This window comes from Roseobacter cerffii (assembly GCF_054226325.1).
In genome coordinates this window covers 3,759,949-3,773,598 of the sequence record NZ_CM135757.1, presented here as the reverse complement: position 1 = coordinate 3,773,598, position 13,650 = coordinate 3,759,949, and the positions used below count along the sequence as shown (strand labels likewise).

The window sequence follows — 13,650 nt, the reverse complement described above, 5'->3', positions numbered from 1 at the left end:
GCTGCCGCATTTGTGAGCAACGGATGGCGCATGCAGATCCCTGACGCACTTTGGCGGGTGACCGCCCCTGATGCCGCTCCGGCGGAGCGGCTGGAGGATGACCTCGCCGTGGATGTGGCAATTGTGGGCGGCGGCTTCACAGGGTTGCGCGCGGCGCTGGCCATCGCCGAGGCGGGCAGCACGGTGGCTGTCTTCGAGGCGGGGGACGTGGGCTTCGGCGCTTCGGGGCGGAACGGTGGGCAGGTGAACCCGATGCTGCCGGTGGCGGTGCCGGATGACCTGCATCGGGCGGTGGGACCCAAGTATTTCGAACGGATGGCGGAGACCTCGCTGCGGTCTGCGGATGATCTCTTTGACCTCATTCGCGCCTACCAGATCCAATGCGACGCGCGGCAGAAGGGGTGGATCCGGGTGGATCATTGCGCCGCCGCGCGGGACGTATCGCGGCGCAACGCCAAGCTGTGGAACAGCCACGGAGCGGATTTCGAGTTTTTGGAACGCGAAGATGTGGAGCGGCTGACCGGGGCGCAGGGCTATGCGACGGGCACGCTCTCGGCGCGCGGCGGGGCGGTGCAGCCGATGGCGCTGGTGCGCGGACTCGACCGGGTGGCGCGGGCGACGGGGGCGCAGGTGTTCAGCTTTGCGCCGGTGAAGGATATGCGGCGCCGGGATGGGCGCTGGCATCTGGATGTGGCGGGGCACGCGGTCACCGCCGAGACGGTGATCGTCGCGACGAATGGCTATTCCGACAGTCTGGTGAAGGGGCTGAAAGGCTCGGTGCTGCCGCTCTTTTCGACGCAGATGGCGACCGATCCACTGGAGGAGAGCGAGATCGGTCCGATCCTGCCGCAGGGGCATACGATTTCCGACACCCGGCGGCTGATCATGTATGCGCGGCGCGAGCCCGGCGGGCAGATGTGTTTCGGGGGCATCGGGTTCAACAATCTGCGCGGCGGTGTGGGTGGCTTCGGGTGGATCGAGAAAGACGCGCCGGAGACCTTCCCGAGCCTCAAGGGCGTTACCTGGCGCTACAAGTGGAGCGGGCATATCGCGCTAACCGAAGACCGGGTGCCGCATTTGCACGAGCCCGCGCCGGGGCTGGTCTGCGGGCTGGGCTACAACGGGCGCGGCGTGGCGATGAGCTACGTGATGGGGCGCGAGCTGGCGCGGCGGGCGCTGGGCACACCGGCCGAGGATCTGCCGTTTCCGGTGACCAAGATCCCCGCCTATAAATTTCGCACGCCGCAGGTGCTGGGTGCGGGGCTTGCGATGGCGGCGCTGCGCATGCGCGACCAGATGGAATGGAAAAGCGACATGTGAGCCGAAACTGGACTCATGAAGCCCGACAAAGTGGACATTTGCTCGGCTTCATCGGCATTGCCACTATGCGCCGCGAAGCTGGCCAGAAGGCAGCCTGACTTTCGGGATTTGCAATCAAGATTTTCAGGATTTTGCAATGTCCCTGATGCGGAGAAGAGAGAGGCGTATTTTTCGGGCAGTTTCATCCGCGTGACAGTTTTGTATCAATAATGCTCTTGCAGGCGGTGCAATTCTGACATTGGATGACGACGTGCAAACAAAGACGAACAAGCGGCGACAAGCCGCGTCGCACCAAATGAAGGCTGGCCTGGGACGGGTCGGCGTATGATCAACGGGAGAACGAAATGATCAAAAAGACAACATGCGGCTTTGTCGCGGGCGCCGTGATGGCGCTGGGCGCACAGAGCGCGTCGGCGGAAATCACCGTCGGATACTTCCTGGAGTGGCCGATGCCCTTCCTGGCGGCGAAAGCCTCCGGCGCCTATGAGGAAGCGCTGGGCATGCCGGTGAACTGGGTCTCCTTCGAGACCGGCACGGCGATGTCTGCGGCGATGGCATCGGGCGACGTGCAGATGTCCGTCAGCCAGGGTGTGCCGCCCTTCGTGGTCGCCTCCTCGGGCGGTCAGGACATCCAGGTTGTCGACGTGGCGGTGAGCTATTCGGACAATGACAACTGCGTTGTCTCCGCCGATCTGGAGATTGACAAGGAAAGCGCGGGCGAACTGGCCGGCAAGAAAGTGGCCGTGCCGCTGGGCACAGCTGCGCACTACGGCTTCCTGCGCCAGATGGCCCACTTCGGTGTGGATGTCGCCGGCCTGCAGGTCGTTGACATGGCGCCGCCAGAAGGTGCTGCGGCTCTGAGCCAGGGCGCGGTTGACTTCGCCTGTGGCTACGGCGGTGGTCTGGGCCGGATGAAAGAGTACGGCAACGTGCTGCTGACCGGTGAAGAGAAAGAAGAGCTGGGCATCCTGGTGTTCGACGTGACATCGGCGCCCGCCTCCTTTGTGGCCGAGAACGGTGACATCGTGGCCAAATTCCTGAAGGTGACGGCAGATGCCAACGCCGAGTGGAATTCGAGCCAGTCCGACGAAATGCTGGCGGTGATCGCCGAGCAGGCCGGTATGGACGTCGAGGCGGCCAAATCGTCGATCTCGACCATGAAGTTCCCGAGCGTGGACGATCAGCTGTCTGACGGTTGGCTCGGTGGCAACGCCGCGACCTTCATGAAAGGTGTGGCAGATGTCTTCGTCGAGGCGGGTTCGATCGACTCGGCGCTCGACAGCTACGAGGATGCGGTGAACACCGGGCCGCTCCAAGCCGCGAGCGAAATGTAAAACAGCCGAAAGCGGCGCGGGACACCCCCGCGCCGCTTTTCATTTAAGACCAGAGGCGGGGCCAACCCCGCCCAGCCACCCGCCCTCGCGCGGACAACAGGTGGGGACCTCATGACGGGATTATCCATAAACAATTTATCGATGCGCTTTGAGCTGCCCAACGGCGATCATGTGCAGGCCTTGCAGGATGTGTCGCTCGACCTGAAGGCCGGGGAGCTTTTGAGTGTGCTGGGCCCGTCGGGCTGCGGCAAGACCACATTGCTGAATATTGTGGCGGGCTTTTTGGCGCCCACGGCGGGCGAGTTGATCCTGAACGGTCACAAGGTGACCGGCCCGGATGCCGAGCGTGGCATGGTGTTCCAGCAGGGCGCGCTTTTCGAGTGGATGTCGGTGCGCGAGAACGTGGGCTTTGGCCCCTCGATGAAGGGCACGCCGAAAGCGGAGAAGGATCAAACCGTGGACCACCTGTTGGATGTGGTGGGCCTGCAGGACTTCAAGGAGAAAGCGGTTTACGAGCTGTCGGGCGGGATGCAGCAGCGTGTGGCGCTGGCCCGCTGCCTTGCGAATGATCCCGACGTGATCCTGATGGATGAACCCCTGGGCGCGCTCGACGCGCTGACGCGGGAGAAGATGCAGTCGCTGGTTCTGAAGCTCTGGAAAGAGACCGGCAAGACGATCATCTTGATCACCCACTCGGTGGAGGAGGCGCTGCTGCTGGGCGAGCGTCTGATCGTGATGGCGCCGCGTCCTGGGCGCATCCATACCGAATACCGGCTGCCCTTTGCGGATCTTGGCGTGAATTCGGACCTGCGCGAGGTCAAGAAACACCCCGACTTCGGGCCCAAGCGCGAAGAGATCCTGAATATGATCTGGGATATGGAAGAAGAGATTATGGGCGGTAAGGAGGACGCGGCATGATCCCTCTGCTGATTTACGTCATCATCTTCATCGCCGCCTTCTTCATCGTGACCAAGGTGGTGCAGGGCGCGGGCATTGGCGATTATACCTCGCTCAAGACCGTGACCTTTGGCGATGAGAGTGCGGTGCGGCCCAACCGGGCGGCGGGCATCATCTCGATCCTGACGATCTTCCTGATGTGGGGGATTTTCACGGGCTCCAGCCTCTTGCCCGGGTTCCTGCATGCGCCGGGGCCGTTTGAGGGCACGGCGAGCTTCACCTATACCGCCGAGGCCGACGGGCAGACCGATGACGCGACCGTCACCGTGGTCGTGCACCCGCGCGAGGTCGAGACCGAGGCGCCAGAAGTGGACCCGGGCGACGGCTTTGCCAAGAACGATTCCGCGGCCATTGCGCAGTGGCGGTCGGGGCTCATTCGGGTGGACCGGAACGACGAGCTGGGCCGCGATGCTGGCGCCACGGTGGTGGCGATCAACGGAGAGCCGATTGCGCCGGGGGAGACCGTTGCGGTCGACGGCGGCACGGTCACTCTGAGCGACCGCGGCACGCCGAACTTCGCGCCGACCAAGGGCTGGCAGATGGAGCCTCTGTATCTGCCCGCGCCCGAGGCGGTCTGGACCCGCTCCATCGAGGTGGTGAGTTCGGGGTTCCGAAACTTCACCCTGCTCGAGCATCTGGGCTATTCGCTGTTCCGCGTTATCGCGGGCTTCATCCTGGGCGCAATTGTCGGCATCCCGCTGGGCTATGCCATGGGCCTGAGCGACTGGTTCCGCGGCTGGTTTGACCCGATCGTGGAGTTCATGCGGCCGGTGCCACCGCTGGCGCTCATTCCGCTGGTGATCATCTGGGCGGGCATCGGAGAGGCGGGCAAGATCATCCTGCTGTTCCTGGCGGCCTTATGGATCATGGCGATCGCGGCGCGCTCCGGTGTGTCCGGCGTCAAGATTTCGAAGGTGCACGCGGCCTATTCGCTGGGTGCCAGCAAGTGGCAGATCATGCGCCACGTGATCGTCCCCAACTCGCTGCCCGAGATCTTCACCGGTGCGCGGGTGGCAATGGGGGTCTGCTGGGGCACGGTTGTGGCCGCCGAGCTGGTCGCGGCGGAGCAGGGGGCGGGCATGATGATCATGACCGCGTCGAAGTTCCAGAACACCGACATCGTGATCATGGGCATCATCCTGATCGGTGTGATCGGCTTTGGCATCGACATGCTGATGCGGTGGGCCGAACGCCTGCTCGTCCCGTGGAAGGGCAAGGGATAGTCCCGAGCTGCGCTCGGGCAAACGCTCCGGGGGAGCGTTTGTATCCCTTGCGGGCGGAGCCCTGGGGGTGGAGACCTATCCCAGACAACGGATTAGAGGCGGGACTTTCGGGGCCCGTTTTCGTTTGCCACAGGCGCTGCACCGCAGAAGAGCTCAGTCTACCGTGATCACCTGCCCGGTGATCGCGCCCTCGACGCTTTTGGCAAAGGCGCGGCCAACGCGGGCTGCGGGTACGGGCGTGTGTCCGGGAAACCAGACGCCGTAGCGCGGCACGGAGGTGTCCAGCAGGCCGGGGCTGACCACGTTCAGGCGGAGCCCGCGCGGCATCTCAATGGCCGCACCGGTCACGAAGCCGCCCAGAGCACCATTCGCGGTGGCCGCCGCTGCGCCAGTGCGGATGGGGTCGCGGTCGAGAATGCCGCTGGTCAGGGTGAAAGAGCCACCGTCTTCGACCACATCGAGGCCAGCCAGCACCAGGTTGACCTGTCCCATCACCTTTTGCCGCAGAGAGCTGAGGAAATTGTCTTCGGTGAGCTCCGCCAGCGGGGCGAAATGCACGTCCCCCGCGGTGCTGATGACGGCGCCGACGGGGCCGGTGCGGGCATACATCTGATTGATGGAGGCGCGGTCGGCAATGTCGACCTGCACATCGCCCGAGGTCCGGCCCGCCCGGATCAGATCATGCCGCGCGCCGAGCTCGGCGCAGACCGCCTGGCCAATGTCGCCCGCGGCGCCCACAACGATGATCTTCATGACCGGCCCTCGAGGATCGCGTCGTAGCGGCTGAGCTTGTGCTTGAGCAGCCGCATGCAGGCGTCGAGCGCCTCCCGCCGCGCCTCGAGGCGGTGCATATGCGCGCGCAGCATATCCTTGCGGCCCGCCACGGTTGCGTCGCCCTGCTGGTAAAGCGCGGCGAAGGCCCGCATCTGGTCCATCGGCATGCCGGTGTCGCGCAGCGAGGACAGCAGCACGAACCAGTCCGAATCCCGTTCGGAGAAACGGCGCTGGCCGTCCGCTCCGCGCGCGATGGGCGGGCAAAGCCCGGAGCGTTCGTAATAGCGGATGGTGGCGATGCTGAGACCGCAGCGCGCGGCCACTTCGGTAATTCTCATCACGTCTCTCCCGGTTGGCGATGCCACGGCTTCTACGGTCCTGATGTCACTTCAGGTCAAGCATAAATCTGCGCAGCGGTGCGCGTGCTTGAGTGTGGGAGGCGGAGGGAAATTGGTGGAGCCTAGCGGGATCGAACCGCTGACCTCCTGCATGCCATGCAGGCGCTCTCCCAGCTGAGCTAAGGCCCCATCGGTGGATAAGATATCCGGTGCGCCGCTGAATAGGCGCAACGCGGGGCGGGATCAAGCGTAAAAATCGCCCGCCCCACGCGTTTTCGACAGATCAGTTGTCGTCGTCGTCCGAAGCCACATCCGCGATCTCTTCGAGCGGCACGTTGTCGTCATCGTCTTCGTCGTCGTCGAGCAGATCATCGCCCAGATCGACATCGACATCGTCCTCATCGTCCTCGAGAACCACATCGTCCTCTTCGGTCGAGGCCTTGGCCTTGGCCGAGGCGGCGTCCTCGGCATCCGCGGCGATCATGCGGGATTTCGACAAGTCGATCTCGACCACTTCGCCGGTGTAGGGGCTGACGATCGGATCCTTGTTCAGATCGTAGAACCGTTTGCCTGTCGTGGGGCAAAGGCGCTTCGTTCCCCATTCTTCCTTGGGCATGAAAAACCCTCTTTGTGATTGCGACTCTTGTGTAGATGATTCCGGCCAAGTGCCATATGAAACGGGGGCTGTAAAGGGCTGCCGGACGCAGGCCCGTCCCGGAGAGCCGCCCATGCCCGAGTTGATCCTTGCCGGTGACCCGCCCATCCCGCTGATCCTGCGCCGCTCGGGCCGGGCGCGGCGGATCTCGCTGCGCATCTCACAGCTCGATGGGCGGGTGACGCTGACGCTGCCGAAGGGCGTGCCGGAGCGCGAGGCGCTGGGGTTTGCGCGCGAGAAGGAGCGGTGGATTCGCAAGCACCTGGCCGCGCGGGGGACGGATGTGCGTGTGGGCCTGGGTGCCACGCTGCCCGTCGGCGGGCAGATGCACGAGGTGGTGCCGGGCGCGGGGCGGACGGTGGTCTTTGGCGAGGGCTGCGTGGCGGTGCCGGGGGCGCCCGAGCGGGTGGGGCGGCGGCTGGCGGGGCATCTGAAGGAGCTTGCGCGGGCGCGGCTGGCGGAGGCCTCGGACAATTATGCCGCCCGGCTGGGGCGCTCTTACAGTGCTCTGACCCTGCGGGATACCCGCTCGCGTTGGGGCTCCTGCACGGCGGAGGGGCGGCTGATGTATTCCTGGCGGCTGATTCTCGCACCGCCCGAGGTTCTGGATTATGTCGCCGCCCATGAGGTGGCGCATCTGGCGGAGATGAACCATTCCGCGGCCTTCTGGAGTGAGGTCACGCGTATCTATGGTGACTATGCCGCGCCGCGCACATGGCTGCGCACCCATGGCGGGGATCTGCACCGCTACAGGTTCGACAGCGCCGCATGACTTGACCCGATTTGCGTTTGTGATCACATATGCGCTCATGATCCTGAACCCGCGCCCCGTTGACGCCACCACCGCCGCGCATGACCGCGTGTATCGCGCGCTGCGCGGGCGGATCATGCAGGGCGATCTGCCGCCCGGCGAGGGGCTGACCCTGCGCGGGATTGGCCGCGAGTATGATGTGTCGATGACGCCGGCGCGCGAGGCGGTGCGGCGGTTGGTGGCGGAAGGCGCGTTGACGATGTCGACCTCGGGCCGCGTGGCGACACCGGAGCTCAGCAACGAGCGGATCGAGGAGCTCGCCGCTTTACGCGCGCTGATCGAGGTGGAGCTGGCGAGCCGGGCCCTGCCCCGGGCGCATATGGCGCTGATCGAGCGGATGCAGACGATCAACGCCACTATCGCCGAAGCGGTCGCGCATCGGGATGCGGCGGGCTATATCCGCACCAACCTTGAGTTTCACCGCACGCTCTATCTGCGGGCCCAGGCGCCCGCGATGCTGGCCATGGCCGAGACTGTGTGGTTGCAGATGGGGCCGACGATGCGCGCGCTTTACGGGCGGCTGCGCAAGACCGAACCGCCGCAATTTCACCGGCTGATCATCGCGGCGTTGCGGGCGGGCGACGAGCCGGGCCTGCGCCTCGCGGTGCGCTCGGATGTGACGCAGGGTCTTCGCATGTTGGCCAGCTGAACCTTTACCATACGACCAATGCGCCATTGAATTTTTCTACTTTATGTAGAATTTTACCCAAATTCGGCCCGTTCCAGGACATAGTTTCGTGTTCTGAGTGTGTCGAGCCCACTGGGTAAAGGGGGTTTGTGTTTTGTAAGTGGTTCAGATTGCGATGAAAAAAAAAATCTTCGAAGGGGAGATCCGACCTGCGGGTCGAGATGATCTCTCAACCATTCTCGACATGGTGGCCCAGCTTGCCGCGTTTCACGGCGATGTTGCCACCGTCACCCCCGATGAGCTTGCACGCGACATTCTAGGGCCACAGCCCTGGGTGCGCGTTTTCCTGGCCGAAGAGCATGGCGTGGCCGTGGGCTATGTGGCGCTCACCCCGCGCGCGCAGATGCAATTTGGCGGGCGCGGCATGGACATGCACCATTTGTTCGTGGCACCACATGCGCGGGACCGGGGCGTCGGGCGGGCGCTGATCGCGGCGAGCGAGCAGGTCGCCCTCGATGCGGGCTGTCACTACCTGTCGGTCGGCACGCACCCGGACAATCATCTGGCACAGGATATCTATCGCGGCATGGGGTTTGACCAGCTCGATCCGGCCGGACCGCGCTTTCGCATCATGCTGGCAGCAGCCTCCTGAGATCAGGCAGCGAGCCCGATCCCTCCGATTTCAATGAACTTGGCGCGCCGGTCTGCGACGAGCGTCTGCGCGTCCTTGCCATCGAGATCCTCGAGCATGGCCTCAAGCGCGCGGCCCACGGCGGCGATCGTGGCGGTGGCATCGCGGTGCGCGCCGCCCATCGGTTCGGCGATGATCCGGTCGATCACCCCGAGCTGTTTGAGGTCATCCGCGGTGAGCCGCAGCGCCTCCGCGGCCTCGCGCATCTTCTCGGCGTCCTTCCACAGGATGGAGGCGCAGCCTTCGGGGCTGATCACCGAGTAGACCGAGTGTTCGAGCATTGCCACGCGGTTGGCGGTGGCAAAGGCCACGGCACCACCTGAGCCGCCCTCGCCAATGATGACGGAGATCAGCGGAACGCCGATCTGCAGGCATTTCTCGGTGGCGCGGGCGATGGCCTCGGACTGGCCGCGCTCTTCGGCGCCCTTGCCGGGGTAGGCGCCGGGCGTATCGACCAAGGTGATGACCGGCAGGTTGAAGCGATGCGCAATGTCCATCAGGCGGATCGCCTTGCGATAGCCTTCGGGCCGCGCCATGCCGAAATTCCGCTCGATCCGGGACTTGGTGTCATTGCCTTTCTCATGGCCGATCACCATCACCGGGCGGTCATCGAGGCGCGCCAGCCCGCCCATGACCGCATGGTCATCGGCGAAGTTCCGATCCCCCGCGAGCGGCGTGTAATCGGTGAAAAGCGCGTCGATGTAATCCTGGCAGTGGGGCCGTTCGGGGTGTCGCGCGACCTGGCATTTGCGCCAGGGGGTGAGCGATTGATAGAGCTCTTCGAGCATCGCCTTGGCCTTGACGTCGAGGGCGGCGGCCTCTTCGGTGACGTCCATCTCCTCGTTGGCGCGGGCCAGCGCGCGCAGCTCCTCCGCCTTGCCTTCGATCTCGGCCAGTGGTTTTTCGAAATCCATGTATTGGGTCATGGGAGACCTTCTGCTTGTTGTTTCCCGTTATATGACGGGCCTTGCAGGGCAATGCAACGCCGCGTCACGGCTGGGTCAGGCTGGCCAGAGCACCGGGTAGAGTGAGGCGATCAGCAGGGCGGCCATGGTCCAGTTGAAGATCGCGAGCCGCCGAGGGTTGGTGAGCACGCGCGCGAGCTGCTGGCCCAGCACGGTCCAGGCGGTGATCGCGGGCAGGTTCACGGTGGCGAAGACGACCGCGACGACCGTGAACGCGGCGAGCGTCTGGCTGGGCGCGTAGACCGAGAGCGCGGTCAAGGCCATGGCCCAGGCCTTGGGGTTCACCCATTGGAAGGCCGCGGCTTGCAGGAAGGTCATGGGGCGACCCTCGGCTGCCGTGCTGTCGATGGGCGCGGCGGTGGCGATCTTCCACGCGAGGTAGCTGAGGTAGAGCACCGAGAGGAGTTTCAGGATCGTGTAGCTGACCGGGTAGGTCTCGAAGATTTGCGCGAGACCTGCGCCCACGAGCACGATCATCAGGCCGAACCCGATGGAGATGCCCAGCATATGCGGGATCGAGCGGGTAAAGCCGTAGTTGGCGCCGGAGGCCATGAGCATCAGGTTGTTCGGCCCCGGCGTCGCCGAGGTGACGAGGGCAAAGAGGATAAGGGCGGAGAGCAGTTCGAGTGTCATGGCGCAACAGTTGCGTAAGATATGCGGTTTGGATTTGCGTAGTGCCGCGTATCTCGGCTAGTTTTGCAACAAATGGGTGGAATAGATCAGAAATCCGATCAGATATTGCGTGAGCTGAAGCGCGATGGTCGTGTCAGCAACCTCGAGCTGGCCGAGCGGGTGGGGCTCTCGCCCTCGGCCTGCCTGCGCCGGGTGCAGGAGCTCGAACGGTCCGGCGTGATCAAGGGGTATCGCGCGGTGCTGGACCCGGTGAAGCTGGGCCTTGGATTTACGGCCTATATCACAGTGGGGCTGAGTGATCATTCGAAGGCTTCGCAGGAGGCCTTTGAGCGGGCGATTGCGCGGTCACCGGAGGTGGTGGAGTGCCACAATATCACGGGGGCGACGGAATACCTGTTGCGCGTGGAATGCGCCGATTTGCCAAGCTACAAGCAGTTTCATACCGACAAGCTCGGGGCGCTGCCGCAGGTGAACGCGATCACCTCTTACGTGGTCATGGGCTCGCCGAAGGATGAGCGGGCGTGATCGGCGCCCGCGCCGGGACCGCCTATTTTTCGAACAATGAAGCGGTCAGTCGGTCGCGGCCTCGGCGATGCTGGCGAAGCGGGTGTCGAGGTCTTTGGCGAGTGCGTCAAGGGCCGCACCGCCTTCGTCCAGGTAGGGCGCAAAGACGAAGCTGGGCGTCTTGTAGGACAGCGTGGCGGTCCCGTCGGGCTCTTCGGTGACGTAGAAGCGGATGGGCGCTTCGATCATCGCCGCCGTCGAGGTCGCGAGTATTTTCACTGCGAAGTCATTGTTGAAGACGCCGACGACGCGGTTTTCGGGGATAGTGATGCCCCGGTTCTTCGCAGCGCCTGTCGGTCCGGCTTGGGTGACGACGCCCATCTTGTTCGCTTTCACCGCTGTTTTGAGGTCGGCGAGCAGGGTGGCGTGGGGTTTGTCGGTTGCGATGATCACCCAGCCGTCGCGGGGCGCGATGGATTGGGCGGCCAGCGTGGTGGCCCAGAGCAGGGCGATAAGGGTGGCGAGGATTTTCATGAATGGCTCCTGGGCTGGTCTGGCCCATAGGGCCAAACCGCAAGGCGTTTGCCAAGTCACGAGCGCGTTAGCCTGCGATCATCTCCGATTGCCGCACGATGACTTCGGCCTGTTTGATCGAGGCGATGTCGACGAGGCGGCCTTTGTAGACCGTGGCGCCTTCGCCTTTGGCCTTGGCCTCTTCCATGGCGGCGAGGATCTCGCGGGCCTCGGAGACAGCCTCGTCGGAGGGGGTGAAAACCTCGTTGGCGATGGCGACCTGTTTCGGGTGGATTGCCCATTTGCCGACCATGCCGAGGGTGGCGGAGCGGCGGGCCTGGGCGCGGAAGCCCTCGTCATCGGAGAAGTCACCGAAGGGGCCGTCGACGGGCAGCACGCCATGGGTACGGCAGGCGGCGACAATGGCGGCCTGGGCCCAGTGCCAGGGGTCGGACCAGTGCTTCTGGCCCTCGCGGATCATGTAGTAGTTTTCCTGCGTGCCGCCGATGCCGGTGGTGGCCATGCCCATGGAGGCGGCGAAATCGGCCGCACCCAGGCTCATCGCGGCGAGGCGCGGCGAGCTGGCCGCGATCTCTTCCACATGGGCGATGCCGGCGGCGGATTCGATGATGACCTCGAAGGTGATTTTTTTGCTGCGGCCTTTCGCGGCCTCGATCGCGGTCACCAGCGCGTCAACCGCATAGATGTCCGCTGCGCAGCCCACCTTGGGGATCATGATCTGGTCGAGCCGGTCGCCCGCCTGTTCCATCAGGTCGACCACGTCGCGGTACCAATAAGGTGTGTCGAGCCCGTTGATGCGGACCGAGAGTGTCTTGTTGCCCCAGTCGATGTCCGAGATGGCGGCGATGATATTGGCGCGGGCGCTGTCCTTGTCAGAGGGCGCGACGCTGTCTTCCAGATCGAGGTTGATCACATCGGCATCGGAGGCGGCCATCTTCTCGAAGATCGCAGGGCGCGAACCAGGGCCGAAGAGCTGGCAGCGGTTGGGGCGGGCGGGGGCGGCAGGTTGGATGCGGAAACTCATACGAGACCCTCGAGTAATAAAGTTACAATTGCGTCGCCGCTGTTGGTATGAAATTGCGCGGAATGCTGCAAGTGCATTTTGCACCTGCAGCAATGGATTCGCGAACCGTGCTGTTAAGGAATGCTGAATTCTTCGCCAGCAGGGGCAATCCGTCGAAGAATTTTGCGTCCTTTGCGTCAAATCCTCTTCATTCGAGATGTCTTTGCGGGGCAATGAGGGGAAATTGCGGCGACTTTGACGGAGGCTTTCCCATGATCCAGACACCTTACCTTTTGTTCCTCGGCGACGCACCGGACCAGCTTGCCGCGAAGGTGGCGCAGGGGATCAAGGATTGGCGCCCCGAGAACGCGGTGGGCCAGTTCCGCCTGCCGGGCTGTGGTGCCGATATGGGTCTCACGGACATGACGCTGGAGGAAGGCCGTGCAGCGGGTGCCAAGACACTGGTGATCGGCGTCGCCAACCGCGGTGGGGTGATTTCCGACGCGTGGAAGGTGGAGATCGTGAAGGCCTTGCAGATGGGCTATGACGTGGCCGCGGGGCTGCATAACCTCTTGCGCAACGAGGACGAGCTGCAGGCCGCGGCCAAGGTGAACGGCGGCACGCTGCACGACGTGCGGGTGCCCAGCGTGGCCTACCCGATTGCGAATGGTCAGAAGCGGACGGGCAAGCGCGCGCTGGCCATCGGCACCGATTGTTCTTGTGGCAAGATGTATACGGCCATGTCGATGGACGCGGAGATGGTGAAGCGCGGCATGAAGTCGGATTTCCGCGCGACGGGTCAGACGGGCATTCTGATCACTGGCAAAGGTGTGCCGCTCGATGCGGTGATTGCCGATTTCATGGCGGGGGCGGTCGAGTATCTGACGCCGGACAATGAAGATGATCACTGGGATCATATCGAGGGGCAGGGGAGCCTGTTCCACGTGTCCTACTCGGGTGTGACCATGGCGCTGATCCACGGTGGGCAGCCCGATGCGCTGGTGCTCTGCCATGAGCCGACGCGGACCCATATGCGGGGTTTGCCGCACTATGGTCTGCCGTCGCTGGAGACGCTGCGCGACACGGCGCTGCCGATTGCGCGGGTGGCGAACCCGGCGTGCCAGGTCACCGGCGTGTCGGTCAACACCAAGGCGCTGGATGAAGATGCGGCGAAGGCCTGTCTGCAGGAGATCGAGGACCGCATGAACCTGCCCGCAACCGACCCGTTTCGCTTTGGGGCGGCCAAGCTGGTGGATGCGCTGCTCGAGATTTGATAGGCG

General features: G+C 64.2%; 16 protein-coding genes and 1 tRNA gene. 9 read left to right on the top strand and 8 right to left on the bottom strand.

What is annotated here, in order from left to right; all coding sequences use genetic code 11:
- Positions 1 to 30 precede the first annotated feature (30 nt).
- The 4 genes from ACVC7O_RS18350 to ACVC7O_RS18335 all read left to right on the top strand — a co-directional run bounded on the left by ACVC7O_RS18350 (position 31) and on the right by ACVC7O_RS18335 (position 4,834).
- Positions 31 to 1,320: an NAD(P)/FAD-dependent oxidoreductase gene (locus ACVC7O_RS18350; protein ID WP_458323562.1), complete on the top strand. Its 1,290-nt coding sequence runs from the start codon at positions 31 to 33 to the stop codon at positions 1,318 to 1,320.
- Positions 1,321 to 1,664: 344 nt separating this feature from the next.
- Positions 1,665 to 2,654 (top strand): taurine ABC transporter substrate-binding protein, encoded by a 990-nt coding sequence (locus ACVC7O_RS18345; RefSeq protein ID WP_458323561.1) that lies wholly within the window; start codon positions 1,665 to 1,667, stop codon positions 2,652 to 2,654.
- Positions 2,655 to 2,765: 111 nt separating this feature from the next.
- Positions 2,766 to 3,572, top strand: a complete 807-nt coding sequence (locus ACVC7O_RS18340; RefSeq protein ID WP_458323560.1) for a taurine ABC transporter ATP-binding protein — start codon at positions 2,766 to 2,768, stop codon at positions 3,570 to 3,572.
- On the top strand, positions 3,569 to 4,834 hold the full coding sequence (locus ACVC7O_RS18335; protein ID WP_458323559.1) for an ABC transporter permease: 1,266 nt from the start codon (positions 3,569 to 3,571) through the stop codon (positions 4,832 to 4,834). Before ACVC7O_RS18340 ends, ACVC7O_RS18335 begins: the two co-directional genes overlap by 4 nt.
- Positions 4,835 to 4,987: 153 nt before the next feature.
- Here ACVC7O_RS18335 and ACVC7O_RS18330 read toward each other — a convergent pair whose 3' ends face one another.
- The 4 genes from ACVC7O_RS18330 to ACVC7O_RS18315 all read right to left on the bottom strand — a co-directional run bounded on the left by ACVC7O_RS18330 (position 4,988) and on the right by ACVC7O_RS18315 (position 6,562).
- Positions 4,988 to 5,587 carry a short chain dehydrogenase gene (locus tag ACVC7O_RS18330; protein ID WP_458323558.1) on the bottom strand — a complete coding sequence of 200 codons (600 nt, stop codon included), beginning with the start codon at positions 5,585 to 5,587 and terminating at the stop codon, positions 4,988 to 4,990.
- A complete protein-coding gene (locus ACVC7O_RS18325; RefSeq protein WP_458323557.1) occupies positions 5,584 to 5,946 on the bottom strand; it encodes a MerR family transcriptional regulator in 363 nt (120 codons plus the stop codon). Before ACVC7O_RS18325 ends, ACVC7O_RS18330 begins: the two co-directional genes overlap by 4 nt.
- A gap of 113 nt (positions 5,947 to 6,059) precedes the next feature.
- Positions 6,060 to 6,135, bottom strand: a tRNA-Ala gene (locus ACVC7O_RS18320).
- A 94-nt stretch (positions 6,136 to 6,229) separates the two neighbouring features.
- A complete protein-coding gene (locus ACVC7O_RS18315; protein WP_458323556.1) occupies positions 6,230 to 6,562 on the bottom strand; it encodes a TIGR02300 family protein in 333 nt (110 codons plus the stop codon).
- A gap of 112 nt (positions 6,563 to 6,674) precedes the next feature.
- On the opposite strand from ACVC7O_RS18315, the gene ACVC7O_RS18310 reads away from it, so the two are divergent.
- From ACVC7O_RS18310 to ACVC7O_RS18300, 3 genes are all read left to right on the top strand, one after another.
- Entirely contained in the window at positions 6,675 to 7,373 is a 699-nt protein-coding gene (locus tag ACVC7O_RS18310) for a M48 family metallopeptidase (RefSeq protein ID WP_458323555.1), read from the top strand.
- 37 nt (positions 7,374 to 7,410) lie between these two features.
- Positions 7,411 to 8,061, top strand: a complete 651-nt coding sequence (locus ACVC7O_RS18305; RefSeq protein WP_458326111.1) for a GntR family transcriptional regulator — start codon at positions 7,411 to 7,413, stop codon at positions 8,059 to 8,061.
- Positions 8,062 to 8,215: 154 nt separating this feature from the next.
- On the top strand, positions 8,216 to 8,692 hold the full coding sequence (locus tag ACVC7O_RS18300; RefSeq protein WP_458323554.1) for an N-acetyltransferase family protein: 477 nt from the start codon (positions 8,216 to 8,218) through the stop codon (positions 8,690 to 8,692).
- 2 nt (positions 8,693 to 8,694) lie between these two features.
- On the opposite strand, the gene ACVC7O_RS18295 is transcribed toward ACVC7O_RS18300, so the two are convergent.
- On the bottom strand, positions 8,695 to 9,657 hold the full coding sequence (locus ACVC7O_RS18295) for an acetyl-CoA carboxylase carboxyltransferase subunit alpha (protein WP_458323553.1): 963 nt from the start codon (positions 9,655 to 9,657) through the stop codon (positions 8,695 to 8,697).
- Between the two features lie 75 nt (positions 9,658 to 9,732).
- A complete protein-coding gene (locus ACVC7O_RS18290) occupies positions 9,733 to 10,329 on the bottom strand; it encodes a LysE family translocator (protein ID WP_458323552.1) in 597 nt (198 codons plus the stop codon).
- A 72-nt stretch (positions 10,330 to 10,401) separates the two neighbouring features.
- On the opposite strand from ACVC7O_RS18290, the gene ACVC7O_RS18285 reads away from it, so the two are divergent.
- Positions 10,402 to 10,854 (top strand): Lrp/AsnC family transcriptional regulator, encoded by a 453-nt coding sequence (locus ACVC7O_RS18285; protein ID WP_458323551.1) that lies wholly within the window; start codon positions 10,402 to 10,404, stop codon positions 10,852 to 10,854.
- Positions 10,855 to 10,899: 45 nt separating this feature from the next.
- On the opposite strand, the gene ACVC7O_RS18280 is transcribed toward ACVC7O_RS18285, so the two are convergent.
- The gene (locus ACVC7O_RS18280; RefSeq protein ID WP_458323550.1) at positions 10,900 to 11,367 is read right to left on the bottom strand and encodes a DUF302 domain-containing protein; all 468 of its coding nucleotides are present in this window, start codon (positions 11,365 to 11,367) and stop codon (positions 10,900 to 10,902) included.
- A 67-nt stretch (positions 11,368 to 11,434) separates the two neighbouring features.
- Positions 11,435 to 12,391, bottom strand: a complete 957-nt coding sequence (locus ACVC7O_RS18275; protein WP_458323549.1) for an L-malyl-CoA/beta-methylmalyl-CoA lyase — start codon at positions 12,389 to 12,391, stop codon at positions 11,435 to 11,437.
- Positions 12,392 to 12,642: 251 nt separating this feature from the next.
- Between ACVC7O_RS18275 and dgcN the strand changes: the two genes are divergently transcribed.
- Positions 12,643 to 13,644: an N-acetyltransferase DgcN gene (gene dgcN, locus ACVC7O_RS18270; protein ID WP_458323548.1), complete on the top strand. Its 1,002-nt coding sequence runs from the start codon at positions 12,643 to 12,645 to the stop codon at positions 13,642 to 13,644.
- Positions 13,645 to 13,650: the final 6 nt, after the last annotated feature.